Origin of the sequence: Desulfobacter curvatus DSM 3379, assembly GCF_000373985.1 — a bacterium.
Classification (GTDB): Bacteria; Desulfobacterota; Desulfobacteria; order Desulfobacterales; family Desulfobacteraceae; genus Desulfobacter; species Desulfobacter curvatus.
The window spans coordinates 1-23022 of sequence record NZ_KB893115.1; the positions used below are offsets into that span (position 1 = coordinate 1).

Here is a 23022-nt window from a genome sequence, read left to right on the forward strand (position 1 = left end):
TTCAGCTTTTTTCATCAGCACAGTCCAATTTTATAGTCGTCTCAGCGAGAAGAAACTATCACGTTTTTTGTTCTCAAAGATAGGCTTTTTTCAAACCGGGAAAATGGGAATGCGCCCAAGCCGGACGGTGCCGCAACCACCGTTAAACGGGAACAATTTGTTTATACCATTTCGAAAAATGGCAAAGTCGTGCTTATCCGAATTAATAGAAAGGAGAGAAAAGATGTCTGACTTCTTTAAATTGATTCCGGCTGTCATTGCTTTATCAATTATTTGTTCGGGTATTCTTCAGCCACAAATCTGTTTTGCGGATAATGACACCTACGCCAACCTACCGCCGTTTATCAATGCTGATACCGATGCCAACGTCCTTTTTGTGATGGATTTTTCCGGCAGTATGCAGGGACAGGCATATTACGATTATAATTATAATAATTATTATCCCTATTATGGTGACGACTATTCCAGTGCCCTGGTAATAGACTACGGTGATAATGGTGAGATCTCTACGAATTATGACAGCGCAACAACATATTACGGATATTTTGATTCGACAAAATATTATTCTTACAACAGCGGGGAAAAATATTGGGAAATAGACACCGGAACCAGTTTTACAGTCCCCCAGGTCGGAAACAAAGACAGCCTTTCAGGCAATTTTCTTAATTTCCTTGTCACAACAAGGGTTGATGCGGTGTTAAAAAACCTGATAGGCGGAAAAGCAGAATGTCCAGCCGGTGAGAGCTATTGCATACTAAGACCACAGGGCGCACGACGGTGGGTTAAAGTTGCCAACCTGAATGGAAACTGCTACGTGCGGCCAGAATCATGGGACAGTGGATCTTATCTGACAAAAGATGTTCTGATATCAGTTGAAAATGTCGACGGGACTTCTTCCATAGGCGAATTTACCGATTGGTATGCCAGGGTCAAAATAGATGCTGATGACCGCTCAGGAATTATCCAGAAAAATTTTTCCAAGCTGAGATTCGGATTTATCGCTTATGCCACCACATCCAATGACACGGCTGAGGAGGGCATGATAAAATACGGCGTCCATGAAAACGATATGGACAAGCTGATATCAGCCATAGAAAACACCATCCCCTATCATGGAACCCACACGGGAGAAGCGTTGAGGGAGGCATATTATTATCTCACGCAAAGTTCAAGTGCCGCGTCATATAACGTCAACGCCGGTTATATAGCGGAAGGCACCGAGAGTGACCCATATTATGAGAAACGAACAGACGGCACCCTTGAACCGGCCTGGTGCAGAAAAAGCTATGTAATTTTGATATCCGACGGTGAATATAACGGCAGTATTGATCCGGATACCTGGGCCCACAAACTGCACATAGATGACTTACGGGAAACCGACGACGGAGGCAAAAAAGATAAATTCCCGGAGGAGCAGAATGCCAATGTGTTTTCCCTGTTTGCTTTCTCCAGCGATATCGATGGACAAAAGTCCATGAAAACGGTGGCTGCTTTTGGAAATTATAAAGACATAAGCGGCGGCACGGACGGGACGCCCTATACTTTTTCAGAAGCAACTGACAGTGAAGACAATTCCTTTCCCCGCACCGATTGCAATCCTTCCGGCACTTACGACAACGCCTGTGAAGAATGGGACTCAGATAAAAACGGCGTTCCCGATGCATTTTATTACGCCAGCAACGGCCAGGCCATGTCCGATGCCCTGACAGCCATTTTTGAATCCATCCGCCAGGGAACCGCTTCCGGTAGTGCGGTCACCGCCCTGACCTCAAGGGTTTCAACGGGAAATGTAGTGGCCCAGGCCGCATTTTTTCCGGATAAGGAGTTTGATGACGGCAAAAAAGTGACCTGGATCGGTGATGTTTTTGGCGAGTGGTATCTCAACGGCTATATCCCTGACGCAAGCGGTGTAGACACGCTGGTTCAAAATATCAGGGAAGACACAAATAACAACTACTCCCTGGAGATCGAAGACGACCGGATCGTCGAGTATATCATCAATAATAAGGATTTAACCATCAATGCCTATGATTCAAATAAATATGGCACCAAATTCGATGAAACGGTTGATCAAGTGCATGATTCCATAGAGGAGATGAATAATCTTTTTGACTGTGGTGAAAAGCTTCGAACCCGGGAGCCCGGTGACAGAATCATATACGGTATTGATGAAAACGATAACCTGATCGAATTCACAACAGACAATACGGATAAATTTGACACTCTTTTCGGAAATTCGGCTGCTGAGTATCCGGACTGTCTTTTAACTTCAGGGTCTCCCAACTACGAGAATTTGATCAAATACACAAGGGGAGAACCCGTAACCAACTGCAGGTCCAGGGCGACAGACAATTCTGTCAATGATGAAAATAATGACAACGTATGGAAGATCGGCGATATCATCTACTCTTCCCCAACCATCGTGGAATATGACGATTATGCATTGGTGTATACCGGGAGCAACAACGGCATGCTGCATGCGTTCCATATGGGATTTATAAAAAATATCGGCGAGACCCTGAATCCGGCCAAGCTATGTGATGACAGTTCTGCGGCCACATGCACCCACACAAAAATTGGAAAAGAGGCGTGGGCCTTTGTGCCCAAAGATGCCATGCCCTATTTAAGGTACATGGCAAGCCCGGACTATAACCATATTTATACCGTGGATCTTAAACCGTATATCGTGAATATGGGATCCCGGATTATTCTAATTGGCGGGATGCGGTTCGGCGGCGGTACGGACGCGACAGACGCAGACGCGATTAATCCGCCTTCGGACACGACCGGAACCGTTGGACGGTCAGCCTATTATGCCTTGGACATCACAGATCCCCAAAATCCCAAATATCTGTGGCGGTACGCTCCTGACGGCATGGGGTTTTCCTATTCCGGCCCGGCCTACATCAAGCGCAAGGATTCTGACGGAGACTGGCATTATTTTATCATGTTCGCTTCGGGTCCGACCACATATGAGGGCCGGTCCACCCAGGATCTACAGATTTTCGTCGTGGATCTGTTTACGGGCGAAGAAAAGGATGTGTTTGGCGACGTGCCTTCCGAGCTTGGGATAAACCTTGCTTTTGGCGGGCGACTTTTTACCAATGGCTTAGACGTCAATGAAGACGGCCAGACCGATTTTATATTTTTAGGTTATACAGACAATGCCGACGGTGCATACAGCAAGATGAAAGGCGGAATCATCAAAATCTGGACCGGGTCCGACGATCCCAAAAATTGGGATTATAATAAAACATACCTGGCACTCAATGCCAATCCGATTACCGGACCCATCAAAGTGATGGATTGTTTTCCGGACCAGCTTTCATTTCCATTTTTGTACTTTGGTACGGGACGCTACTTTGTATCCAACGATGAGACCCAGGACACAAACGGTGATATCAATTATCTATATGGCGTTCCCTTTAATTACGGTGCTGACAATATAGCCATCAAAGGCGCTGTCAGTATCAACAACACCACCAATGCAAGTGCCCTGACATGCGAGACCCTTGATGCCATCAACACAAACCCCCTTCAGGCGGCCTGGCATATCCCCTTGGAAGAGGCCGGTGGAAATTATTTGAGGGAGAGATGTTACTCAGATCCCTCCGTAACGGAGTACAATATTGTTTTCTTTGATACGGCCCGTCCCACGGACGTGGTCTGCGAATGCGGCGGCCAGGCCCGATCCTGGGTGGTCAACTGCGCCAGCGGAATGGGCATAGATAGCGAAATCTGTAATGACCCGGACAAGTATGTGGTCGACGAAAAAGTTCAATTTACATACCTGATTCAGCGGTCCGGCGGCGACATCCAGCAGTACGGCGAAGATGAATTTGATCAAAACGATAACAGAACAACCGGTTGGGAGGAAGGCGTGCCATCGGAACAGGGCGGCCTGCCGACTTTCCCGTCAGGGTCAATGCTTGGGACTATTTTATATTGGAAGCAGTGGTAGGAAATCTTTCTGCCAGTCCATGGCTGTTATTTTAGTGCCCAATGAAGTAATCGGCAAAATTTAGGCTAATTTTCAACGCGTTAACCTTGTATGGTTTTGCCCTGGGTGATGTGATAGTGTATCAGGCAGGCACTTTCCAAGAGACTTGATGTTTCAAAAAGAGAGGATGAATTAACGATTATCGGTGAAAGGCGTTGAAACGATGGAATCCTTTGATCAGATTATTAAAACCATAGCATTGAGCATGGGCGCGGCATGGGCCAGCGGAATCAACCTGTATGCTACGGTATTTGTTTTGGGGATTCTGGGTGCCACCGGCAACCTGGTGCTGCCCCAAAATCTTGAAATATTGTCCGACCCTGTGGTGCTGTGGGCCTCCGGCTTCATGTATTGTGTTGAATTTTTTGCGGATAAAACTCCCGGGGTGGATACGGGATGGGATGCAATTCACACCTTTATCAGGATTCCTGCCGGCGTGATGATTGCCGCAGGGGCCGTGGGCGATGTCAATCCTTCTTTGGCCCTTGCTGCCGGAATCCTGGGCGGTGGCCTTGCCACGGGCAGCCATCTGACAAAATCGGGTTCCAGGCTTCTGATCAACACGTCTCCTGAACCCTTCTCCAACTGGATTGCTTCGGTGCTTGAAGATGTGGCCGTTATCGGCGGCATCCTGGTAGCGCTTCATAATCCTGTTTTATTTTTGGCTCTTCTGATCGGCTTTATTTGCCTGATTGTGTGGTTGCTGCCTAAAATATGGCGGGGCATTAGATTGCTCTTTGCAAAAATTAAAAATTTTTTCAACAAGGATGTGCCCCGGCAGATTTCGTGATTGCTGGCGCCTGCACATGAATTGCCTGAAAGGTAATTCGTATCGTTTACATTTGGGTTCATAAATCCTTTTGAATGAATCACGGAACGGTTGAATGCGACACAGAATTATTTTTTTTACTGTATCAATTCTCTTCATACTGAGTTTGCAAAGTGAAGCGGCTGAAAATACCTTCGATGAGCCGTTGTCAATTGCCATTGATAAAGATTATGCGCCGCTGACCCGGTTGGATGTTGATGGTAAGCCTGCAGGGCTTTTTATCGATATTTGGAATCTATGGTCAAAGAAAACCGGAAAAGAGATCGTCTTTATCCCTGGCGCGTGGGAAGATACGCTGCGTTATCTGAAAAACGGGCAGGCAAGTATTCATTCCGGGTTGTTTTATAGTGATTCGCGTTCGCAATGGATGGCGTTTTCCCAACCTTTCTTTGGTGTAGGCTCATATTTTTTCTATCCTTTTGCTTCAATTAAAATTGACATCAGCGATACATTGTCAGGAATAAAAATCGGCGTGACAAAAGGTTCGTTTCAAGAAGAATATGCCAAACAAAGATACCCTGAATCCATCGTGCTCACATTTACAAACCGGGAAAAAATGATCCGGTCTGTGTTGTCCCAAAAAACAGATTGCCTTTTATCAGAAGGCCCTGACATGGCATCCATTATCAATCGTTTTGGGATGTCGGGGCATTTAAAAACCAGCCCGCTGGTTTTCAAACGGACATGCCATGCCGGGGTTTTGAAACACAATTCGCAATTGCTTAAGCTCGTGGACGACGGTTTTAATTCTATTTCCAACAGCGAACTGGCACAGATTGAGAAACGCTGGATATCTGATCCTGAAAAACAATATTACAGAAACGATGCAGATAAAATGCAGCTGACCGATATTGAAAAAGCATGGATTTTAGAGCACCCAAAAATTCGCGTCGGGTTTCCGTCTAATTTTCCACCTCTGTTCTATAACGAAGGTGGTGTTCTCAAAGGGGTCAGCCCAGACCATCTTAAATTGGTTAGTACCTATTCCGGTTTGAAATTCGATTTGATTACCATCCCGGCAAAAGAACTGGATAATTTTTTACGGAACGGCACAATTGATATGTCCGTCGGCTTTGAAATACCGGAACGTAAGAATATTGTGTTTAATACCTTATTGAGCATGAAAATAAATTTAGTCGTTGTCGGTCGAAACGAAATGCCTGTTGTCAACGGAATCTCGGCGATGAAAGGCAAAACAATTGCAATTGTCCGGGGAATAGAGATTTTTAATAAGGTCTTAAAAGCGTATCCTGACCTCCGGACCTATCCGGTGAATTCATTCAAAGAAGCCATAGACGCTGTGGTGTCGAAAAAAGCAGATGTATTGATGGGGGGGATGCTGATGGTTGGCCATCTTTTGTACAAGTATCCCTCTTTAAAGCTTTTAGGGCCTGTGGGCACGCCTCCGGAGCCGTATGGTTATCTGGTAAACCATTCATTGCCGGAACTGGTCAGCATCATGGATAAAACGATTCGAATGATTCCAAAAGAAGATGTGGATGCCGTCATACAAAAGTGGTTCAAGGTTCAGATTGAGCAAAAAATAAACTGGACTGTTATTCTCGGGTGGGTTGGCGCGCTCAGTATTGGCTTCACTATAATCATATTGCTACTTTCCCATTGGAACAAAAAGCTCACGCTTGAAATTAAAGACCGGAAACAGGCGGAAAAAGCACTGAAAATAAGTGAATCCAGGTTGAAAAATATTATTGAAAACAGTACCAACCTTTTTTATTCACACACATCAGATCACAAAATGACTTTCGTCAGTCCCCAGGTCAGGCAATACCTTGGTTATGAGCCGGAAGAAGTAATGGAGTGCTGGACCGATTTCATTACGGATCATCCCATGAACCAAAAGGCAATGGAATTTACCCAGGAAGCGATCCGAACTGGGAAACGGCAACCCACATATGAACTGGAGATGCAGCATAAAAGCGGCCGGAAATTGATTGTTGAGGTGCGGGAGGCCCCATTGGTTGAGAATGGTTCTGTTACAGCCATTGTTGGTTCTCTTGTGGATATTACCGAACGTAAACAGGCAGAGGAGGCACTTAGAGCCTCCCATGAGAGATTCTTGACTGTTCTAAACAGTATTGATGCCACAATTTATGTCGCTGACATGGATACATATGAAATATTGTTTATGAATAAATTCATGATCAACAGCTTTGGCAGGGATTTCACCGGAGAAAAGTGCTGGGAGGTGTTTAGAGGGGAAACGCTGCCCTGCAATTTTTGCACCAATAATCAATTGGTTGATGAAAACGGGAACCCGGATGATGTCTGTGTATGGCAGGATAGAAATCCTTTAACTTGCAAGTGGTATGTCAACCATGACCGTGCAATAGAATGGACGGACGGGAGACTGGTCAGGATTCAAATTGCCACAGATATTACAGAACTCAAAGAGATGGAGAAAAAATACCAGCAGTCCCAAAAAATGGAAGCAATCGGACAACTGGCCGGCGGCATTGCACACGATTTTAATAATATACTCTACCCAATAATCGGATTTATCCAATTATCACAGAAGGAACTACCTAAAGATCATCCTGTACAGGAAAAACTAACAGATATTCTGGATGGTGCAAAGCGGGCCAGAGATCAGGTTAAACGCATTCTCCATTTTTCAAGACAACAGGAACCGGAATTAAAGCCAACGATCCTTCAACCCGTGATTAAAGAAACATTGAAATTGCTAAGATCCACTATTCCGGCGAATATTAATTTAACCAGTGATCTTTATGATGGCCAGGACGCTGTGTTGTGTGATGATTCTGAAATTCATGAAATCCTCCTAAACCTTTGTACAAACGCCTATCATGCAGTCGCAGGAGATCAGGGTGATATAGTTATTGGTTTGGATAAAGGCAATCCTTCCCAGGAATTAGACCTTCCTAAAGGTGAATACCTATGTTTAAGTGTTAAGGATAACGGCATTGGTATTCCCGAAAGTATAAAGGATAAAATTTTTGAACCATACGTCACCACAAAAGAAGTGGGAAAAGGTTCCGGACTCGGGTTATCGGTGGTGTATGGCATTGTTCAAAATTGTAATGGGGGGATAAGTGTTGAAAGCAGCCATAAAATCGGAACAATTTTTAAAATTTATTTGCCGATTACGGATCAGGCTTTTGACATTGAAAAAAAGGATTCTATTGGTCTTTTAAGTAAAACCGGAAATGAGCATATTCTATTGGTAGATGATGAAGAACCAATTGTCAAATTGGGCATCATGGCACTTGAAGATTATGGCTATCGTGTAACCGGTCTTCAAGACAGTACCGAAGCATTGGATTTACTCAAAGCGAATCCGGACGATTTCGATCTGGTGATTACCGATATGGCAATGCCCAAAATGATAGGTACTGAACTTTCACAAAGAATATTAGAAATCCGACCTGATATCCCTGTTATTATCTGTTCCGGCTACAGCGAGAAATTAGATAAGGAGAAAGCAAAGGACCTCAATGTGTCAAAATTTCTCGATAAGCCGCTTTTGATAACGGATTTAATAAAAAGTATAGAGGAATTACTTGAAAACCCAAAGGGATGAATTGATTATGGGACTGGACTACAGGGACGTTACATGCGATTGCTCTTTTCCCTTCCCAACGTTCGCTTGATCCCTTTTCTTTGGTTTGATGAGGGAAACTGGGCATGCCCTGGTTCCTATTCTACCCATTTTCATCTATGGCTACTTTAATTAAGTAAGATGTCCCGAATTCGCTTTTAAAAAAATGTTTGCTGACGTCGATTTCCTCGTTGCGTTAAAAGAATATAATAGACCATGACAAATAAGGGGAAGGTTGATATATTGTACATATGAATTCGATAAATCAAATATTACAAGATGCTATCCTCCTGCCGGAGGATCAAAGACTTACTCTCGCCAACCGGCTTTTAATGCTAAGCGAACCACATGCATCAGAAGATGTGAGGTCTGCCTGGGATACGGCAATCAAGGATCGTATTGCTCGTTATGACCGGGGAGAAATGAGATCTCGTCCAGCTAGCGAAGTTTTTTCAGATTTAGACCGCCGACTCAATCAATGATTGTTGAATTTCTTGAAGAGGCGGAATTAGAGCTATTTGAAGCTGCTACTTGGTATGAATCCAAAGAACCCGGGTTGGGAAAACGTTTCCGAAATGAGGTTGCCCATGTTCTTGACCGAATTCTTGAAGATCCAACACTTTGGAGAGAGCATTCAAGCGGTTATAGAAGAGTGAATTGTCCTGTATTTCCATATTATATCCCATTTTTCATAAGAGGTGAAAAAATTCTCATAGCTGCGGTTGCACACGAGCGTCGAAAGCCTGGTTATTGGAAGTATCGTACCTGATCCATAAAATGCCATGGATTGTTGAGATGTAAATATTCGGGTTAATTTTTTATAGTCATTTCAAAATATTATAAATATTTTCATTTACCGATCATCTGAAAAAATGGTTCCTGACGTCGATTTCCTCGTTGCGTTATATGGTGGGGCATCCCTTCTGCTGTAGCTCTTGCTATTCTTGGCATAATGAAAAAAAGATGTATTGAAAACTTAAGTTGTTGTCAATGCAATACATATACGGTCCCCCGAATTCGTGTTCAAGGAGATGAATTGATTATGGGCCTGGACTACAGGGTCGTTACATGCGATTCTTTTTTCCCTTCCCAACGTTCGCTTGACAGGGGCTTTGTATTGCGCAATCATGCGTCTTGTGTTGAGGTGCCCGTTTGGGCCTAACAGGGAATCCCGTTGGAATCGGGAGCGGTCCCGCCGCTGTAACCGGGGACAAAACCTGCACATTGCCACTGTTCGTTTTTTTAGGCGTATGGGAAGGCGCAGGTGTTTGGGTGATCCGGGAGCCAGAAGACCTGCCTGAGCTGATGATGTGCGTTTTGCAAAGGGAATTGCCGGCGCAGACATAACTATTACAGGGCCAAGAAAACTGGGTGCAGCCCTTCAAGTCATAAAAGGCTTGAAGGGCTGTTTTGTTTTTTTGGGGATGTCCTATATGCGGGATCGCCTTCCATGGGAGAATGGCGGAGGGGATGTTTTTGGCAAACATGCTTCTGCTGTTTTGTTTTAGGACGCGGTGCAGGTTCCGGATGGCTTGCCGCGCGTTATTTTTAACATCCAGGATAATCAGGAGAAATTTGTATGAGAAAGGTGATGTGCGCAGCAGTTGTTTTGGCAATGGTTTTGTGTGCGGCAAATGCATATGCCCACAAAGAAGCAAGAGAGATGAAAAAAGGCATTCTGCTGGTGGCGTTTGGTACCAGCGAGGCCTCGGCAAAGGTCTCTTTTCAAAACATTGAGGCAAAAGTGAAAAAGGCGTTTCCCGGTGTTGATGTGGTCTGGGCTTATACCTCCCATATCATCCGGCATAAACTGGCCAATCAGGGTGAGATGATTCTTTCCCCGGCCCAGGCATTGGCCAAAATGATGGATGAAGGGTATACCCATGTGGCCGTGCAGTCCCTCCATACCATTCCGGGAGAAGAGTACCATGAACTGACCATGACCGTGAATGGTTTCAAGGCCATGCCCAATGGTTTTGACAGGCTCATTTTAGGTTATCCCATGCTGGGTGCCCAAGATACGGTTGCCAAAGCAGTTGACGCGATCATTGCCACGCTGCCCAGGGCGCGTAAGGCAAACGAAGCTGTTGTGCTCATGGGGCATGGCACCCACCATCCGGGAAATATTTACTACGCTGCGATGAACTGGCAGCTTCAGCAAAAAGACCCTAATATCATCATGGGCACCGTGGAAGGGTATCCTGACCTTGGGGATGTCATTACCTGGCTTAAGGCAAAAAAGACTGGAAAAGTCTGGTTAATGCCCTTTATGTCCGTTGCCGGCGACCACGCCAAAAATGATATGGCAGGCGATGAGGAAGATTCCTGGAAATCCCGGCTGACCAAGGTGGGATTCTCCTGTCAGACTGTACTTAAGGGTACGGCTGAATATGATGAGTTTGCCGATATCTGGATCGGTCAGTTGGCAAAGGTAATGGCCCATTTTAAATAAAAAAAGGATATTTGTTAACTATGCCGGCTGTGACAGGCATAAAAAGTTCCTCCGCCCGGGTGGCGATTGGTCTTGGCTTGCTGCTGGGCGGGGCTATTGTTTTGTCTGCGGCCATGGGCGTGGTTCGCCTGCCTTTTGTGCAAGTGTTGGGCGTGATCTGGGAAAAACTCTGCGGCCGGGGCCCTGTGGATGCGCTGGCATCGGCCATTATCTGGGATGTGCGCCTTCCCAGAATTTTGACGGCAGCCATTGTTGGGGCAGGGCTCTCTGTTTCCGGGGTGGTGTTCCAGGGGATTTTAAGAAATCCCCTGGCTGATCCCTATACCCTTGGCATTTCAGCCGGTGCCGCCTTTGGGGCCTGTGTGGCCTTTTTTTTCAATATGAGTTACTTCCAGGGGCTGAGTGTGGGGCTGTGCGCCTTTGCCGGTGCCATCATGACTTTGGCCGTGGTGCTCTATCTGTCTGGCGGCACTGCCGGATATTCATCCAATAACCTGATTCTTTCGGGCATTATCGTTGCAGCCATTCTCTCAGCCGGGATCAGTTTTTTAAAATATGCGGCGGATGAACGGGTCTCGGTGATCATCTTTTGGCTCATGGGCAGTTTTGCTGCCAAGACCTGGATGGATGTGGGGCTTGCCTTTGCTTTTGTGAGCATCGGCGCTGGGGTGTGCCTGTGTTTTGGCAGGGATTTGAATCTTATGGCCTTGGGCGACCGGGCTGCCGCCTCCCTTGGCATGGATGTGAAAAAATCCCGTCTGATTCTTTTGGCAGCCGCTTCGCTCATTGCGGCATTGTGCGTGTCCGTGTCCGGCATCATCGGGTTTGTGGGGCTCTTGGTGCCCCATATGATGCGCGGGATTGTGGGGGCGGACAACCAGTGGCTGATGCCGGTTTCCCTTCTGGCCGGGGCGGTGCTGTTGCTGTGTGCGGATACCTTTACCCGGGCCGTACTGCCTTCGGAATTGCCCATTGGGGTGCTCACCGCATTGATCGGGGGGCCGTTTTTCTGCTATGTGTTTAAACGTCAGTTTTTCGGAAAACAAAGATTTTAAAGGTCCATGGGATATACATTAAAGGATATCTGTTTTTCCTATGAGAAGCGCGTCATTTTTTCTGGGGTCAGCATGGAAATACAGACCGGGTGCCTTTATGGTGTGCTCGGGCCCAACGGCAGTGGGAAAACCACCCTGCTTGACCTGATCACAGGACACCTGAAACCGCAGAACGGCGACATCCTGTTGGACGGCAGGCGTCTGGAGGATTTAAACGCCAATGAACTGGCGAAAAAATGTGCCCTGGTGCCCCAGGATTTCCGGGTAAACTTTCCCTTTACCGTGGATCAGGTGGTGATGATGGGACGGTATCCCCATCTGGGCCGGTTCAGTGCACCCGGTGCAAAGGATCGGGAGTTGGTGGATCAGGCCATGGCTGCCACCGGGATCAGCGATTTTTCCCATCGCCATGTTACGGAACTGTCCGGCGGGGAACGCCAGCGCGTGGTGTTTGCCAGGGCCCTGGCCCAGGCAGCCTCCTATTTGATTCTGGATGAGGCCACCTCCAACCTGGACATCCGCCATACCCTGGCGCTTATGGCTCTGGCCGCGGACAGGGTGAAAAATAACGGTCTCACGGTGGTCAGTGTGATGCAGGATCTTAATCTGGCCGCCCGGTTCTGCAGGTTTCTGCTGTTTTTAAAAAAAGGGCGGATCATGGCCCATGGGACCGTTGACGATGTGTTCACGGAAGCGGTGATCAAAGAGGTGTTTGACGTGTCATCCCGAGTGTATTTCGATGAAACCATCCATTGCAAACAGGTGGTATTTTTATGATTGTGTTTGAACGAAACGTCATCAAAATTATAGTGTTTTTTTCAGCTTTGTTGTTCTGGGCATTGCCGGTGCAAAGTCATGCCGGCAATATTGTTACGGATGCCGGCGGGCGCAGTATTCAGGTTGATGCGCCCTTTACCCGGATTATCAGTCTGTACGGTGCACATACCCGGAATTTGGAAACCCTGGGGCTTGATGATGAAATCATTGGGATCTGCCCCATGGACGAATGGGGGGCCAAACAGGAATTTTCCTACCATGACGGACTTGAAAAATTTCTGGCTGCCCGGCCGGACCTGGTGTTGATCCGGCCCATGATCGACAGGGCCTATGCAGCTCTGGTAAAAGGTATGGAAAGATCAGGCATTGTTGTTGTTTCCCTTCAGCCCGGCAGTGTGGATGAGATGTTTGACTACTGGCTGACCCTGGGCACCCTGACCGGTAAAGTTGATCAAGCTCGTCAGATGGTCGCCGCATTCAAGGATGAAATTGCCGGCATTCAGTCAGTGACCCGGATGATTGCGGATAAAAAACAGGTCTATTTTGAGGCCATTCACTCCCGGATGAAAACCTTTACACCCGGTTCCATGGCCATCTTTGCCTTGGAAACAGCGGGCGGTGTAAACATAGCCCGGGACGCGCCGTCCGTGAGAGGTACCAATATCGCCTTTTACGGCAAGGAGCGAATTTTATCCCATGCCCATGAGATTGATGTTTTCTTGTCCCAGAAAGGTGCCATGAACCAGCCCACAATAGAGATGATCAAAGATGAGCCCGGCTTTGATGTGATCCGGGCGGTAAAGGAGAATCAGGTTTTCATTGTGGACGAAAAGATTGTATCCCGGCCCACCATGGATTTGCTTAAAGGCATTCACGCCATTGCGGACATGCTTTATCCCGGGGCGCTTGAAAAAGGGAGAGTCCAATGAAGGGGATTGTGGTAGCCGGCGTTCATTCCGGGTGCGGGAAAACTACGATAACCCTGGGGCTAATGGCGGCATTCAAGCGCCGTGGACTGCGTGTTGCCCCCTTTAAGGCCGGTCCTGATTTCATTGATCCGGGGCACCACACCACCATCACAGGTGTTGCCGGCCGTAACCTGGACGGGTGGATGCTTAAGAAACAGACCAATCTGGATATTTTTAGGCAAAACACAAGCCAAACTGACATATCCGTGGTTGAAGGGGTGATGGGCCTGTTTGACGGGTATGACGGCAGGAGTGAGGCCGGTTCCACAGCCCAGCTGGCTAAATGGCTGGATCTGCCCGTTCTTCTAGTGGTGGATGCCCGGAGCATGGCCCGAAGCGCCGGGGCCCTGGTCCAGGGATTTGAAAATTTCGACCCGGACTTAAAATTTGCAGGGGTGCTGTTCAACAAAGTGGGTAGCCCCGTCCATCTGGACTATCTGACCCAGGCCCTGGAAGGCAATGTGAAGATGCCGTGTCTGGGCGGGGTGGGCCGGAACCCGGACATTGAAATTCCTTCCCGGCACTTGGGTCTTGTCACCAGTGACGACCATGGACTTGACCATCAGATGCAAGATGCCCTGGCCGATCTGGTAGAAAATTGCATGGATCTTGATTCGCTGCTGGACTCATTGCCTATAATTCCTACAGGTCCGCCAATTTTTCCGGAAAAGAAACCGGCTTTTGTACGCATTGCCGTGGCCCGGGATGCGGCATTCTGTTTCTATTATCCCGAAAATATTGAACTGCTGGAACAGGCCGGGGCACAGATTGTTTATTTTTCGCCACTATCGGAACCCAATTTGCCGGATAACATAGACGGCCTTTATCTTGGCGGCGGATACCCGGAACTGCATGCCGCAACCCTTACCCAAAACACCGGATTTAGGCAGGCGGTTTCCATGGCCTGCAAAAACAATATGCCCATTTATGCCGAGTGCGGCGGGTTCATGACCCTTTGCCGTACCCTGGAAGATTTAGACGGGCAATGCCACGACATGGTGGGCTGTTTTGGGTTTACCTGCCGCATGTCCAAACGGTTGCGGGCCCTTGGATACCGGGAAATTACGTTGAAGCGGGACACAATCCTGGGGCCGGCAGGCCTTACCGCCCGGGGACATGAGTTCCATTACTCCAGCCTGGATGACCATGATGAAAAAAACGTGTATAATGTAAGTGACCGGACCGGCGGCAAACGTGTTGTCCCCGGGTTTGAAAAGAACCGGACCCTTGGCAGTTATCTGCACCTGCATTTTAAAAGCAACCCGGACGTGCCGCAACATTTTGTGCAGGCGTGTTTTCAATATCAGAAAGAAAGGAAAACTTTTCGTAAATGAAGCCCCATGAAATCGAAGCAAAAAGCTTTGGCATCATTGACGCGGAGGCAGGCCCCCACAATTTTGATGCGGATGAGTGGAAAATTGTGCGGCGTATGATTCATACCACAGCAGATTTTGAATATATGCAGATGGTCAGGATATCAAACAATGCGGTGGCGGCCGGAGTCAACGCCATCCGGAACGGCTGCACCGTGGTAACGGACACCAATATGGCAAAAGCCGGTATCCGAACCGGTCCTTTGGGGATATTTGGCGGCAGGTGTGAATGCCTCATGGCTGATCTCCGGGTGGCGGCCAAGGCAAAGGAACAGGGGGTGACCCGGGCTCATGTGGCGGTGGAAGAGGCCGCACACATGATGGAAAACGGTATTTATGTGGTAGGCAACGCTCCCACCGCTTTGCTTCGCCTGCTGGAGATGATAAGAAAGAAAGAGGCGAATCCGGCACTTGTTGTGGGGCTTCCCGTGGGGTTCGTCAATGCGGCGGAATCCAAGGCCGCCTTGATGGAAACCAATACGCCTTATATTTCAAATGTGGGCCGCAAAGGCGGCTCCAATGTGGCGGCAAGTGTTATTAATGCGCTGGCCCTAATTGCAGGAGATAGGGTTGCCGGTGAAAGGAGGTAACATGACCCAAGGCATTTTGTACGGTATTGGTGTGGGGCCTGGTGATCCGGATTTTATCACCTTAAAAGCCGTTGAAATTCTGAGTAAGGTGGACATGGTATTTGCCGCATCTGCTGCAAGAAATTCCCATAGTCTGGCGGCTGAGATCGTCAAACCCCATTTACGGGACTCTGTGCCCATTCAAAGGCTCCCTTTTCCCATGACCCGGGACACCCAGGCCCGGGAAGCGGCGTGGCAGGATAATGCCAAAACTGTCATCAAGGTGCTGGAGCAGGGTAAAAATGTAGCCTTTATCACCCTTGGGGATTGCATGACCTACTCCACCTACGGATATTTGATTAAATACATCCAAAAACTTGCCCCGCACATTGAGATATGTTCCATTCCGGGCATCACGTCCTACCAGGCGGCAGCGGCCCGCATCAATACGCCTCTGGTGGAAGGCGAGGAGTCCATGATTCTTTTATCCGGTGTCATGGGCGGGGACAAGTTCCGGCAGATCAGCGACCATGCGGACAATGTGATTTTTCTTAAAGCATATAAAAATGCCGGTGACATTGCAAAGGCCCTGGATGAGGCAGGCCTGGCGGAAAACAGTGTGGGCATAGTCAAATGCGGGCTTGACGGTGAGCAGATTGTTCCCAATGTGAACGCGTTTCAGGAAAAAAAACCCGACTACTGGACCTTGATCATATCCAAGAAAAACGGGCATAGCGTTGAATCCTAAGAAAAAAAAGAATAATGGTCTGATGCTTTTAATCGGGCTTTTGATCACAGCCGTCGTGCTTGCCGCGGGCCTTGCCTGGGTGGATGGCGTCACTGCGGCAAAGCTGCCTAAACGTCTGCTGTTGCCGCTTTCCCGGATGCTGGCCTTTGTCTGCATCGGTCTTGTGGTGGCCCAGGCCATTGATGACACGGGCTGGACCAGTAAATTGGGGGCTCTGGCCGCACCGGTATTCCGGTTTGCCAACTTAGGCACCCGGTGTTCTGCCGCGTTCACCGCTGCCTTTTTTTCAGGGGTGTCGGCCAATGCCATGCTCCTGGATTTTTATAAAGAAAAGCAGATCTCCCGGCGCCAGCTTTTTTTGACCAACTTCATCAATCAGTTCCCGGCTTTTTTTTTGCACCTGCCCATGACGTTTTTTATTGTGGTGCCCTTAACGCGTACGGCAGGGTTGCTCTATTTTTTTTTAACCTTTCTGGCCACCTGTGTGCGTACATTTTTGTTCGTTTTGTTCGGACGCTTTTTTGTGCCGGCCCAAAATTCTGTGCCTGTTGCAGGTGACGATGTTCAGGCCGGGGACGCCCAAGGCATTTCAAAAAAGAAAAAGCCGTTGATGCAGTCTTTAAAGGAAAAGCTTCCCGCCCGGTTTTCCCGGGTGATGGCCTTTGTGGTTCCGGTCTACACCATGGTGTACGTGCTGACCGCAGCAGGTGCATTTGATGCCATTGAAATTTTTATGACCCGGTTTGCGGTGCAAAAATTTGTCCCGGCCCAGTCTTTAAGCGTGGTGGTCTTAAGTTTCGCTTCGGAGTTCACTGCAGGATTCGCTGCGGCAGGTGCCTTGATGGATGCCGGCACCATCACCATGAAACAGACTGTGATCGCACTGCTTTTAGGCAATATCATCGCATTTCCCATCCGGGCCATCCGGCATCAACTGCCCCGGTACATGGGCATTTTTTCACCGGGCATGGGACTTTCCATGTTACTGATGGGCCAGGGGTTCCGAATGGCAAGTATTGTTTTTGTGGGACTGGTATATTGGTTTGCCGGATAGAGAGACGAAAAATTTACGCCAGGGATTTACCACGGGTACGGCGGCCGCGGCAGCGGTAAAAGCGGCGCTGGTGTACCTGTTTACAAAGCAGATTCCCGGATCGGTAAACATCAATCTGCTCAACGGCCAGGTACTTGAGGTTCTTGTTGATTCGGTATCTCCATACAATGGCCTTGTCCGGGCCGTGGTGGTTAAGGATGCCGGGGATGACCCGGATATTACCCACCGGGCCAGGATCGGTGCCGTGGTAGGGCTGACAGATGAACCGGGTATGGTGCAGATATTTGGCGGTAAAGGCGTGGGGGTGGTCACCAAGCCCGGCCTTGAAGTTCCGCCAGGCGAACCTGCCATCAATCCCGGTCCCCGGAAAATGATCCGTGAATCGGCCTTACAGGTGCTCACCCAGTATCACAGCGCTGCCGGGGTGAGCGCTGAAATTTTTGTGGAAAACGGCGAAGTTCTGGCCGAAAAAACCTTGAACCGGCGGCTGGGCATAGAAGGGGGCTTGTCCATTCTGGGCACCACAGGACTTGTAAAACCCTTGTCCCACGAAGCCTATACCGCCACCATCCGGTCGGCCATGTCCGTGGCCCGGGCATGCGGGTGTGACCATGTCGTTTTGACCACGGGAAGGCGATCTGAGCGGTTTTCCCAAAATTTTTTTACGGGTCTGTACCATTTGCACCCGGAGGCCTTTATACAGATCGGGGACTTTTTCGGCATGTCCATGGAATGCCTGGCTGAACATAAGATCCCCAATGCCACCCTGGCCGTGTTTTTCGGCAAAGCCCTGAAAATGGCCCAGGGGGTTGCCCATACCCATGCCGCCAAGTCGGATCTCACCATGGATTGGCTGGCGGATGTGGTCAAAAAAGAGACCGGCAATGAAACCCTGACTCGGGAGGTGTTAAACGCCAACACGGCCCGGCATGCCTTTGGAATGCTCTGGCCCGATTACCCGGATGTGCTGGAAAAAGTAGGCACTGCCATGATCCGGTCTGCCGAAAACTCTTGCCCGGCACCGTGCCGGTTCAGGGCTGTGATTTATGATTTCCAAGGGGCCATTGCCTTTGATTCCAAAAGTCGGCATTGGTAAAATATATCTTTCTTTTTATCTTGTATGCCAAAGTAATTCCTGCTATGGAGTATTAAACGTAATGCTAACTGGCTATTATAATTGATATATTCAGGATATACCAATATCTCTAACCGTCCTTAACGTAGAATTGGAGCCAAGCATATTCATGAACAGTTTCAATGAACTTCACCTAAAAACTGAAAATTCATTCATGTCGGAATGGGATTGGGAGATCCTGATCGGCTTGATCAAAGACGAGCTGGTTGTCCCGGTTATCGGGCCGGAAATGTTAGAAGTGGAAAATGATGAGGGCCGGTTGGTTCCATATTATGATTTATGGGGCCTTGAAGCAGGAAAAGAGGCCGGAATAGAAACAGAGAAATTTGGAAATATGCCCCTGCTATATCAGGTAGCGGGCCATATTTTAATGGACTCAAAAAGCCGTATCAGGAATATAAATCGGCTTGCAGTTCTGGTTGACTATGTTGTCCAGAGAAAAACCTGGTCAATTCCTCAGGTATTAGAACAGATCGTGGACATTAAGTCCTTTCCGCTCATTGTCACAACTTCCATCGACCACTTTTTGGATAAATTGATGAAGAAGTCCGGCAAACCCTTTGCACGAATCATGTTTGCACCAGGTGGGGCAGGTTCTGAAATAGATCTGCCATCTAACTTTAACTTTCGACAAAACAGAGCTTTGATGCAGCTTTTCGGCGCAACCAGCCGTTGTCCCGGAACCTGTGCGGTTACTGAAGACGATCTGATTGAGTTCAGCTGGTCTTTGCTGGATCGTGAATATGGCCCTCAAAATTTTTATGATTATCTTCAAGGCAAGACCGTGCTTTTGTTAGGATGTAATTTCCCGGATTGGCTCGGACGGTTTTTTGTCCATGCCCTGCATGCAAACCGAAAAGATGTAGATCTTTGGTATGTAAGTAAAAACGACGATATGGGACTTAGATCTTTTCTTGAACGAAAAGGGGGTAAAATTCTATCACCGTATTCCCCCGGTGTTTTTATCGCAGAATTATATGACCGATGGCTTAAAACTTTACCTGAAGTTGAAGATGTTTCTGCTGCCGCTCATTCTCCGGATTTTGAGCAGAACTTGCTTGAACCGATGAAACCCGGTGCTGTGTTCATCAGTTATATTCGAGAGGATATGGAATCTGCCGTTAAAATTCGTAGTCAGATGGAAACAGCCGGGATTGATACATGGATGGATTCTTCAGCACTGCAATCCGGTGACAGATGGGAAGCGGTCATAGAAGAACGAATCAGGAAAGCCTCCTTTTTTGTGCCTTTGATATCAGGTTCCCTGAATCCTGACAACTGGGGAGGGAAACGGGAACGCTTTTTTTTACGGGAATGGGAACTTGCCAGACATTCCGACTCCATGCGAATGCCGGAAGACAGGTATATCCGGCCACTCTGTCTTGATGATACAACATGCGAGGCCTCCTTTGTCCGGCCTTTCAGCAAAATTCACTGGTCATATGCGCCTGGAGGGAAATTGGATGAAGCATTTATACAAAGTATCCGTGAGGGTATCCGCATTTTCAGGAGGGCCCGTTCATGAATAATGTGAAAGAAACATCCGGGGTTTTGCAAAATAAACAAAAAAAGATAGCAGAACGTCTTGAACACTCTCCCTGGAAGGGACTGAATTATTATTCGGAAGAAGATAAGGATCTGTTTTTTGGCCGGGATCGGGAAATAAAAGAGTTTGTCAAATTCATCGACCGGGATGTGCTTACCATACTGTTTGCCACTTCAGGCATAGGAAAAACATCATTGCTGAGAGCCGGTGTTTTGCCGTTGCTGAGGAATTCCGGAAAATTTCCGGTTGTTGTCCGCCTGCATTATGGAGAGGGCCTCCCGTCACCAAAGGAACAGCTTATAAGCACCCTGTTAGAAGAAGCGCGAAAGTTTCAAGTGGAAGTTGAAGGCATATCTAAATTTGATGTTTCGGGTATGGGGTTGTGGGAATTTTTTCATTCCATCGAATGCTGGAGTTCAAGAAACGATTTGTTGACCCCGGTGCTTATTCTTGATCAATTTGAGGAGATTTTTACGCTTGGCCGTGGGGATGACGAATTCATTGAAGATCTGGCTGATCTTGCAGAGAACCGTATCCCGATGACCTTACGCCAGGCTGTGGAGTCCGAAGAAAAAATTATCGACTGTGATCCCCACCTGCAAAATTATAAAATAATACTTGCTTTAAGAGAAGACTACGTACCAAAGCTGGATCTTCTTAGGAGCAAGATGCCTTCAGTTATGAGAAATCGCTTTGCCTTGCAGGCGTTTGATCAAAGGGCGGCATTTGAAGTTATTTCCCGGGCCGGTGGAGAGTGGATAGATGATACGGTTACTGCAAAAATTGTTGAAGCGGTTGCCGGAAAAAATAACCAGGATTTCCACGGCAAGGATAAAGTTGAGCCTGCATATCTGAGTGTCATGTGTGATGAGCTATACAGACGAATGGTTTTGCGTGATGAATCAAGTATTACAAAAGCACTGGTCTCAGAAGAAGGGGAAGATATTTTAAAGGATTTGTATGCCCGCAGCTTTGAGGGACTGGACGATAATGTCCAAACTTTTATTGAAGACCAACTCCTTACCGAATCCGGATTCAGGGCAACCCTGCCGGTTACGGATGCCGTTCAAAAAGGTATAAAACAAAACGAACTTGATATTCTGGTTAATCGCCGTTTGTTACGCTTTGAGGACCGATTGGGAACCAGGCATGTCGAAATTTCACATGATTTGTTAACCGGCGTGGCATTGGAGAATCGCAACCTGAGAAAGGAACTGATACAGGATGCTGAACGGGAAAATCAAGTTCTTGAGTATGAAAAAAGGCTGAAAAAATCCCGCTATATTGCCCTGGCTTCCTGTGCTGCAGTTTTGCTCCTTTTGTCAACCATACTAGTTGTTTTTAATTGCTGGTTCCTTGAACATAGAACCTGCTTTCACTCTGTTAAAAGAGTGTACGGTCAGCCCCGGGGGATCGGAGAACCGTTGTCTAAAAAAGCTGTGAGAAACCGGCAAAGGTCCTATGAGATTACCACCCAAGGAAGCAGAATTTGGTTTATAGGCCCCCGCCATCCCAAGGTAATCTCCCTGCGTGCTATCGATTCCCACTTTAATTTGACAACACAACACAATATGGGAACATATCTTTATTCATCATACGAAGCCCCTCTGGATGAAAAAACGGGGCAAATTTTTTCCGGCGGAAATCATAAGACAGCACAAAGAGATCTGTCTGAAGGAGAATTGCAGTCAGTATGCCGGTGGGAATTTTTTTCCGGGAAAAACGGCAGGCCGATTTATGAGATTGGAAAAAATGAAAACGGAGATATCGTTTGGCGAATGATATACGCCCCTTCTGATCTATATGATTGGAAAAAACAGGTGGTTGTGCATTATGTAAATAAAAGCGGATACCCTCAAAAACAGAGGCAGGATGAAGCTGACTATGTTCAAATCTTCTATAATGACCGTGGATTGGAAGAGTTGATAGATTATCGTGATTCGAAGGGACAAAGGGTTTCAGGCAAAGATGGTGCCCAAGCTGTGGAAAACACGTATGATGCTCAAGGCAGGTTATTGAGCCATCAATCAATGTCCTGGTCTGAAAATACTCAAGAACATAAGCCCATGATAGACCGGATGGGTAATTGTGGTATGCGGTACTCTTACAACGACTCTGGTTGGCGGACAAGGGCAGAGTCATTTGGGGTAGATGGAGAACCATGCCCGGTAAAAGACGGCTTTATAGTTTGCAAACAAAATTATGATTCATGGGGGAATCTCATTGAGGAATCATACTGGGATGAAACAGGCCAGTCACCGGTTAATTTTATGGGCAAACACAAAATAGAATGGGTCTATAAATTAGGATGTCCTATCAAGGAGGCCTATTATGGAATTGATGGAAAATTAAAAGCGATTCAGCAAGGCTATGCTATTATTCGGTTGGAATACGACAACAAAGGGAATCCAATAGAATGGGCGTGTTTTAATGTCCAGGACCAGCCCTGTCTTGACTTATCATCTGGTATGCACTCGATCCGCAAGGTTTTTGATAAAGAAGGCAGGGTTAAAGATGAGCGATATTTTGGAATAGACCAAGAACCACGTGAAAATAAAAACGGTAATCACGGGTATGTTTACCAATATGATAACCATGGAAAAATTGGAGAACAAATCTACCTTGGGATTAACGGAAAGCCCAAAGAAAATAAAGACGGCTACGCCATTGTTCGAATGAAATATGACAATAACGGGAATCAAACAGAATGGGCGTGCTTTAATGCCCAGGACCAGCCCTGCCTTGACATCTCGTTTGGCAATCACTTGAACCGTAGGACTTTTGATGAAGAAGGCAGGGTTAAAGATGAGCGATACTTTGGAATAGACCAAGAACCATGTGAAAATAAAAACGGTAATCACGGGTATGTTTACCAATATGATAACCATGGAAAAATTGGAGAACAAATCAACCTTGGGATTAACGGAAAGCCCAAGGAA

The 23022-nt window shown here is 47.4% G+C and carries 16 protein-coding genes and 1 riboswitch; all 16 genes read left to right on the top strand.

Annotated features, from left to right (window positions below; translation table 11 throughout):
- Positions 1-223 precede the first annotated feature (223 nt).
- Complete coding sequence (locus B147_RS0124785; protein ID WP_020589898.1) at positions 224-3961, top strand: pilus assembly protein; 3738 nt, start codon at positions 224-226, stop codon at positions 3959-3961.
- Between the two features lie 202 nt (positions 3962-4163).
- On the top strand, positions 4164-4790 hold the full coding sequence (locus B147_RS0124790) for a DUF4126 domain-containing protein (protein WP_020589899.1): 627 nt from the start codon (positions 4164-4166) through the stop codon (positions 4788-4790).
- Positions 4791-4884: 94 nt separating this feature from the next.
- Positions 4885-8388, top strand: coding sequence for a transporter substrate-binding domain-containing protein (locus tag B147_RS30740; protein WP_020589900.1), 3504 nt, complete (start codon positions 4885-4887; stop codon positions 8386-8388).
- A gap of 269 nt (positions 8389-8657) precedes the next feature.
- Complete coding sequence (locus tag B147_RS33600; RefSeq protein WP_020589901.1) at positions 8658-8888, top strand: addiction module protein; 231 nt, start codon at positions 8658-8660, stop codon at positions 8886-8888.
- Positions 8885-9175: a type II toxin-antitoxin system RelE/ParE family toxin gene (locus B147_RS32010; RefSeq protein WP_020589902.1), complete on the top strand. Its 291-nt coding sequence runs from the start codon at positions 8885-8887 to the stop codon at positions 9173-9175. Before B147_RS33600 ends, B147_RS32010 begins: the two co-directional genes overlap by 4 nt.
- Before the next feature lie 356 nt (positions 9176-9531).
- A riboswitch (cobalamin riboswitch) is annotated at positions 9532-9721 on the top strand.
- 264 nt (positions 9722-9985) lie between these two features.
- On the top strand, positions 9986-10858 hold the full coding sequence (locus B147_RS0124815) for a sirohydrochlorin cobaltochelatase (protein WP_020589904.1): 873 nt from the start codon (positions 9986-9988) through the stop codon (positions 10856-10858).
- A 20-nt stretch (positions 10859-10878) separates the two neighbouring features.
- Positions 10879-11913 (top strand): FecCD family ABC transporter permease, encoded by a 1035-nt coding sequence (locus B147_RS0124820; protein WP_020589905.1) that lies wholly within the window; start codon positions 10879-10881, stop codon positions 11911-11913.
- A gap of 72 nt (positions 11914-11985) precedes the next feature.
- The gene (locus B147_RS0124825; protein WP_245569096.1) at positions 11986-12690 is read left to right on the top strand and encodes an ABC transporter ATP-binding protein; all 705 of its coding nucleotides are present in this window, start codon (positions 11986-11988) and stop codon (positions 12688-12690) included.
- A complete protein-coding gene (locus B147_RS0124830) occupies positions 12687-13619 on the top strand; it encodes an ABC transporter substrate-binding protein (protein ID WP_020589907.1) in 933 nt (310 codons plus the stop codon). The genes B147_RS0124825 and B147_RS0124830 overlap by 4 nt, the downstream gene beginning before the upstream one ends.
- Complete coding sequence (locus B147_RS0124835) at positions 13616-14992, top strand: cobyrinic acid a,c-diamide synthase CobB (RefSeq protein WP_020589908.1); 1377 nt, start codon at positions 13616-13618, stop codon at positions 14990-14992. The genes B147_RS0124830 and B147_RS0124835 overlap by 4 nt, the downstream gene beginning before the upstream one ends.
- Positions 14989-15621, top strand: coding sequence for a precorrin-8X methylmutase (locus B147_RS0124840; protein WP_020589909.1), 633 nt, complete (start codon positions 14989-14991; stop codon positions 15619-15621). Before B147_RS0124835 ends, B147_RS0124840 begins: the two co-directional genes overlap by 4 nt.
- A 1-nt stretch (position 15622) precedes the next feature.
- Complete coding sequence (gene cobI, locus B147_RS0124845) at positions 15623-16348, top strand: precorrin-2 C(20)-methyltransferase (protein WP_020589910.1); 726 nt, start codon at positions 15623-15625, stop codon at positions 16346-16348.
- A gap of 22 nt (positions 16349-16370) precedes the next feature.
- Positions 16371-17402, top strand: coding sequence for a nucleoside recognition protein (locus B147_RS0124850; protein WP_051085702.1), 1032 nt, complete (start codon positions 16371-16373; stop codon positions 17400-17402).
- Positions 17392-18498, top strand: a complete 1107-nt coding sequence (gene cbiD / locus B147_RS0124855) for a cobalt-precorrin-5B (C(1))-methyltransferase CbiD (RefSeq protein ID WP_020589912.1) — start codon at positions 17392-17394, stop codon at positions 18496-18498. Before B147_RS0124850 ends, cbiD begins: the two co-directional genes overlap by 11 nt.
- Positions 18499-18646: 148 nt before the next feature.
- Positions 18647-20062 (top strand): toll/interleukin-1 receptor domain-containing protein, encoded by a 1416-nt coding sequence (locus tag B147_RS0124860; RefSeq protein ID WP_020589913.1) that lies wholly within the window; start codon positions 18647-18649, stop codon positions 20060-20062.
- Positions 20059-23022 (top strand): nSTAND1 domain-containing NTPase (locus tag B147_RS0124865; RefSeq protein WP_026259814.1); only part of this gene is annotated, 2964 nt, incomplete at its 3' end. The genes B147_RS0124860 and B147_RS0124865, both read left to right, overlap by 4 nt.

Bases quoted from the DNA above. Each gene is read 5' to 3' on its own strand.
- B147_RS0124785 (WP_020589898.1), top strand. From the start codon at position 224: ATGTCTGACTTCTTTAAATTGATTCCGGCTGTCATTGCTTTATCAATT.
- B147_RS0124790 (WP_020589899.1), top strand. From the start codon at position 4,164: ATGGAATCCTTTGATCAGATTATTAAAACCATAGCATTGAGCATGGGC.
- B147_RS30740 (WP_020589900.1), top strand. From the start codon at position 4,885: ATGCGACACAGAATTATTTTTTTTACTGTATCAATTCTCTTCATACTG.
- B147_RS33600 (WP_020589901.1), top strand. From the start codon at position 8,658: ATGAATTCGATAAATCAAATATTACAAGATGCTATCCTCCTGCCGGAG.
- B147_RS32010 (WP_020589902.1), top strand. From the start codon at position 8,885: ATGATTGTTGAATTTCTTGAAGAGGCGGAATTAGAGCTATTTGAAGCT.
- B147_RS0124815 (WP_020589904.1), top strand. From the start codon at position 9,986: ATGAGAAAGGTGATGTGCGCAGCAGTTGTTTTGGCAATGGTTTTGTGT.
- B147_RS0124820 (WP_020589905.1), top strand. From the start codon at position 10,879: ATGCCGGCTGTGACAGGCATAAAAAGTTCCTCCGCCCGGGTGGCGATT.
- B147_RS0124825 (WP_245569096.1), top strand. From the start codon at position 11,986: ATGGAAATACAGACCGGGTGCCTTTATGGTGTGCTCGGGCCCAACGGC.
- B147_RS0124830 (WP_020589907.1), top strand. From the start codon at position 12,687: ATGATTGTGTTTGAACGAAACGTCATCAAAATTATAGTGTTTTTTTCA.
- B147_RS0124835 (WP_020589908.1), top strand. From the start codon at position 13,616: ATGAAGGGGATTGTGGTAGCCGGCGTTCATTCCGGGTGCGGGAAAACT.
- B147_RS0124840 (WP_020589909.1), top strand. From the start codon at position 14,989: ATGAAGCCCCATGAAATCGAAGCAAAAAGCTTTGGCATCATTGACGCG.
- cobI (WP_020589910.1), top strand. From the start codon at position 15,623: ATGACCCAAGGCATTTTGTACGGTATTGGTGTGGGGCCTGGTGATCCG.
- B147_RS0124850 (WP_051085702.1), top strand. From the start codon at position 16,371: ATGCTTTTAATCGGGCTTTTGATCACAGCCGTCGTGCTTGCCGCGGGC.
- B147_RS0124860 (WP_020589913.1), top strand. From the start codon at position 18,647: ATGAACAGTTTCAATGAACTTCACCTAAAAACTGAAAATTCATTCATG.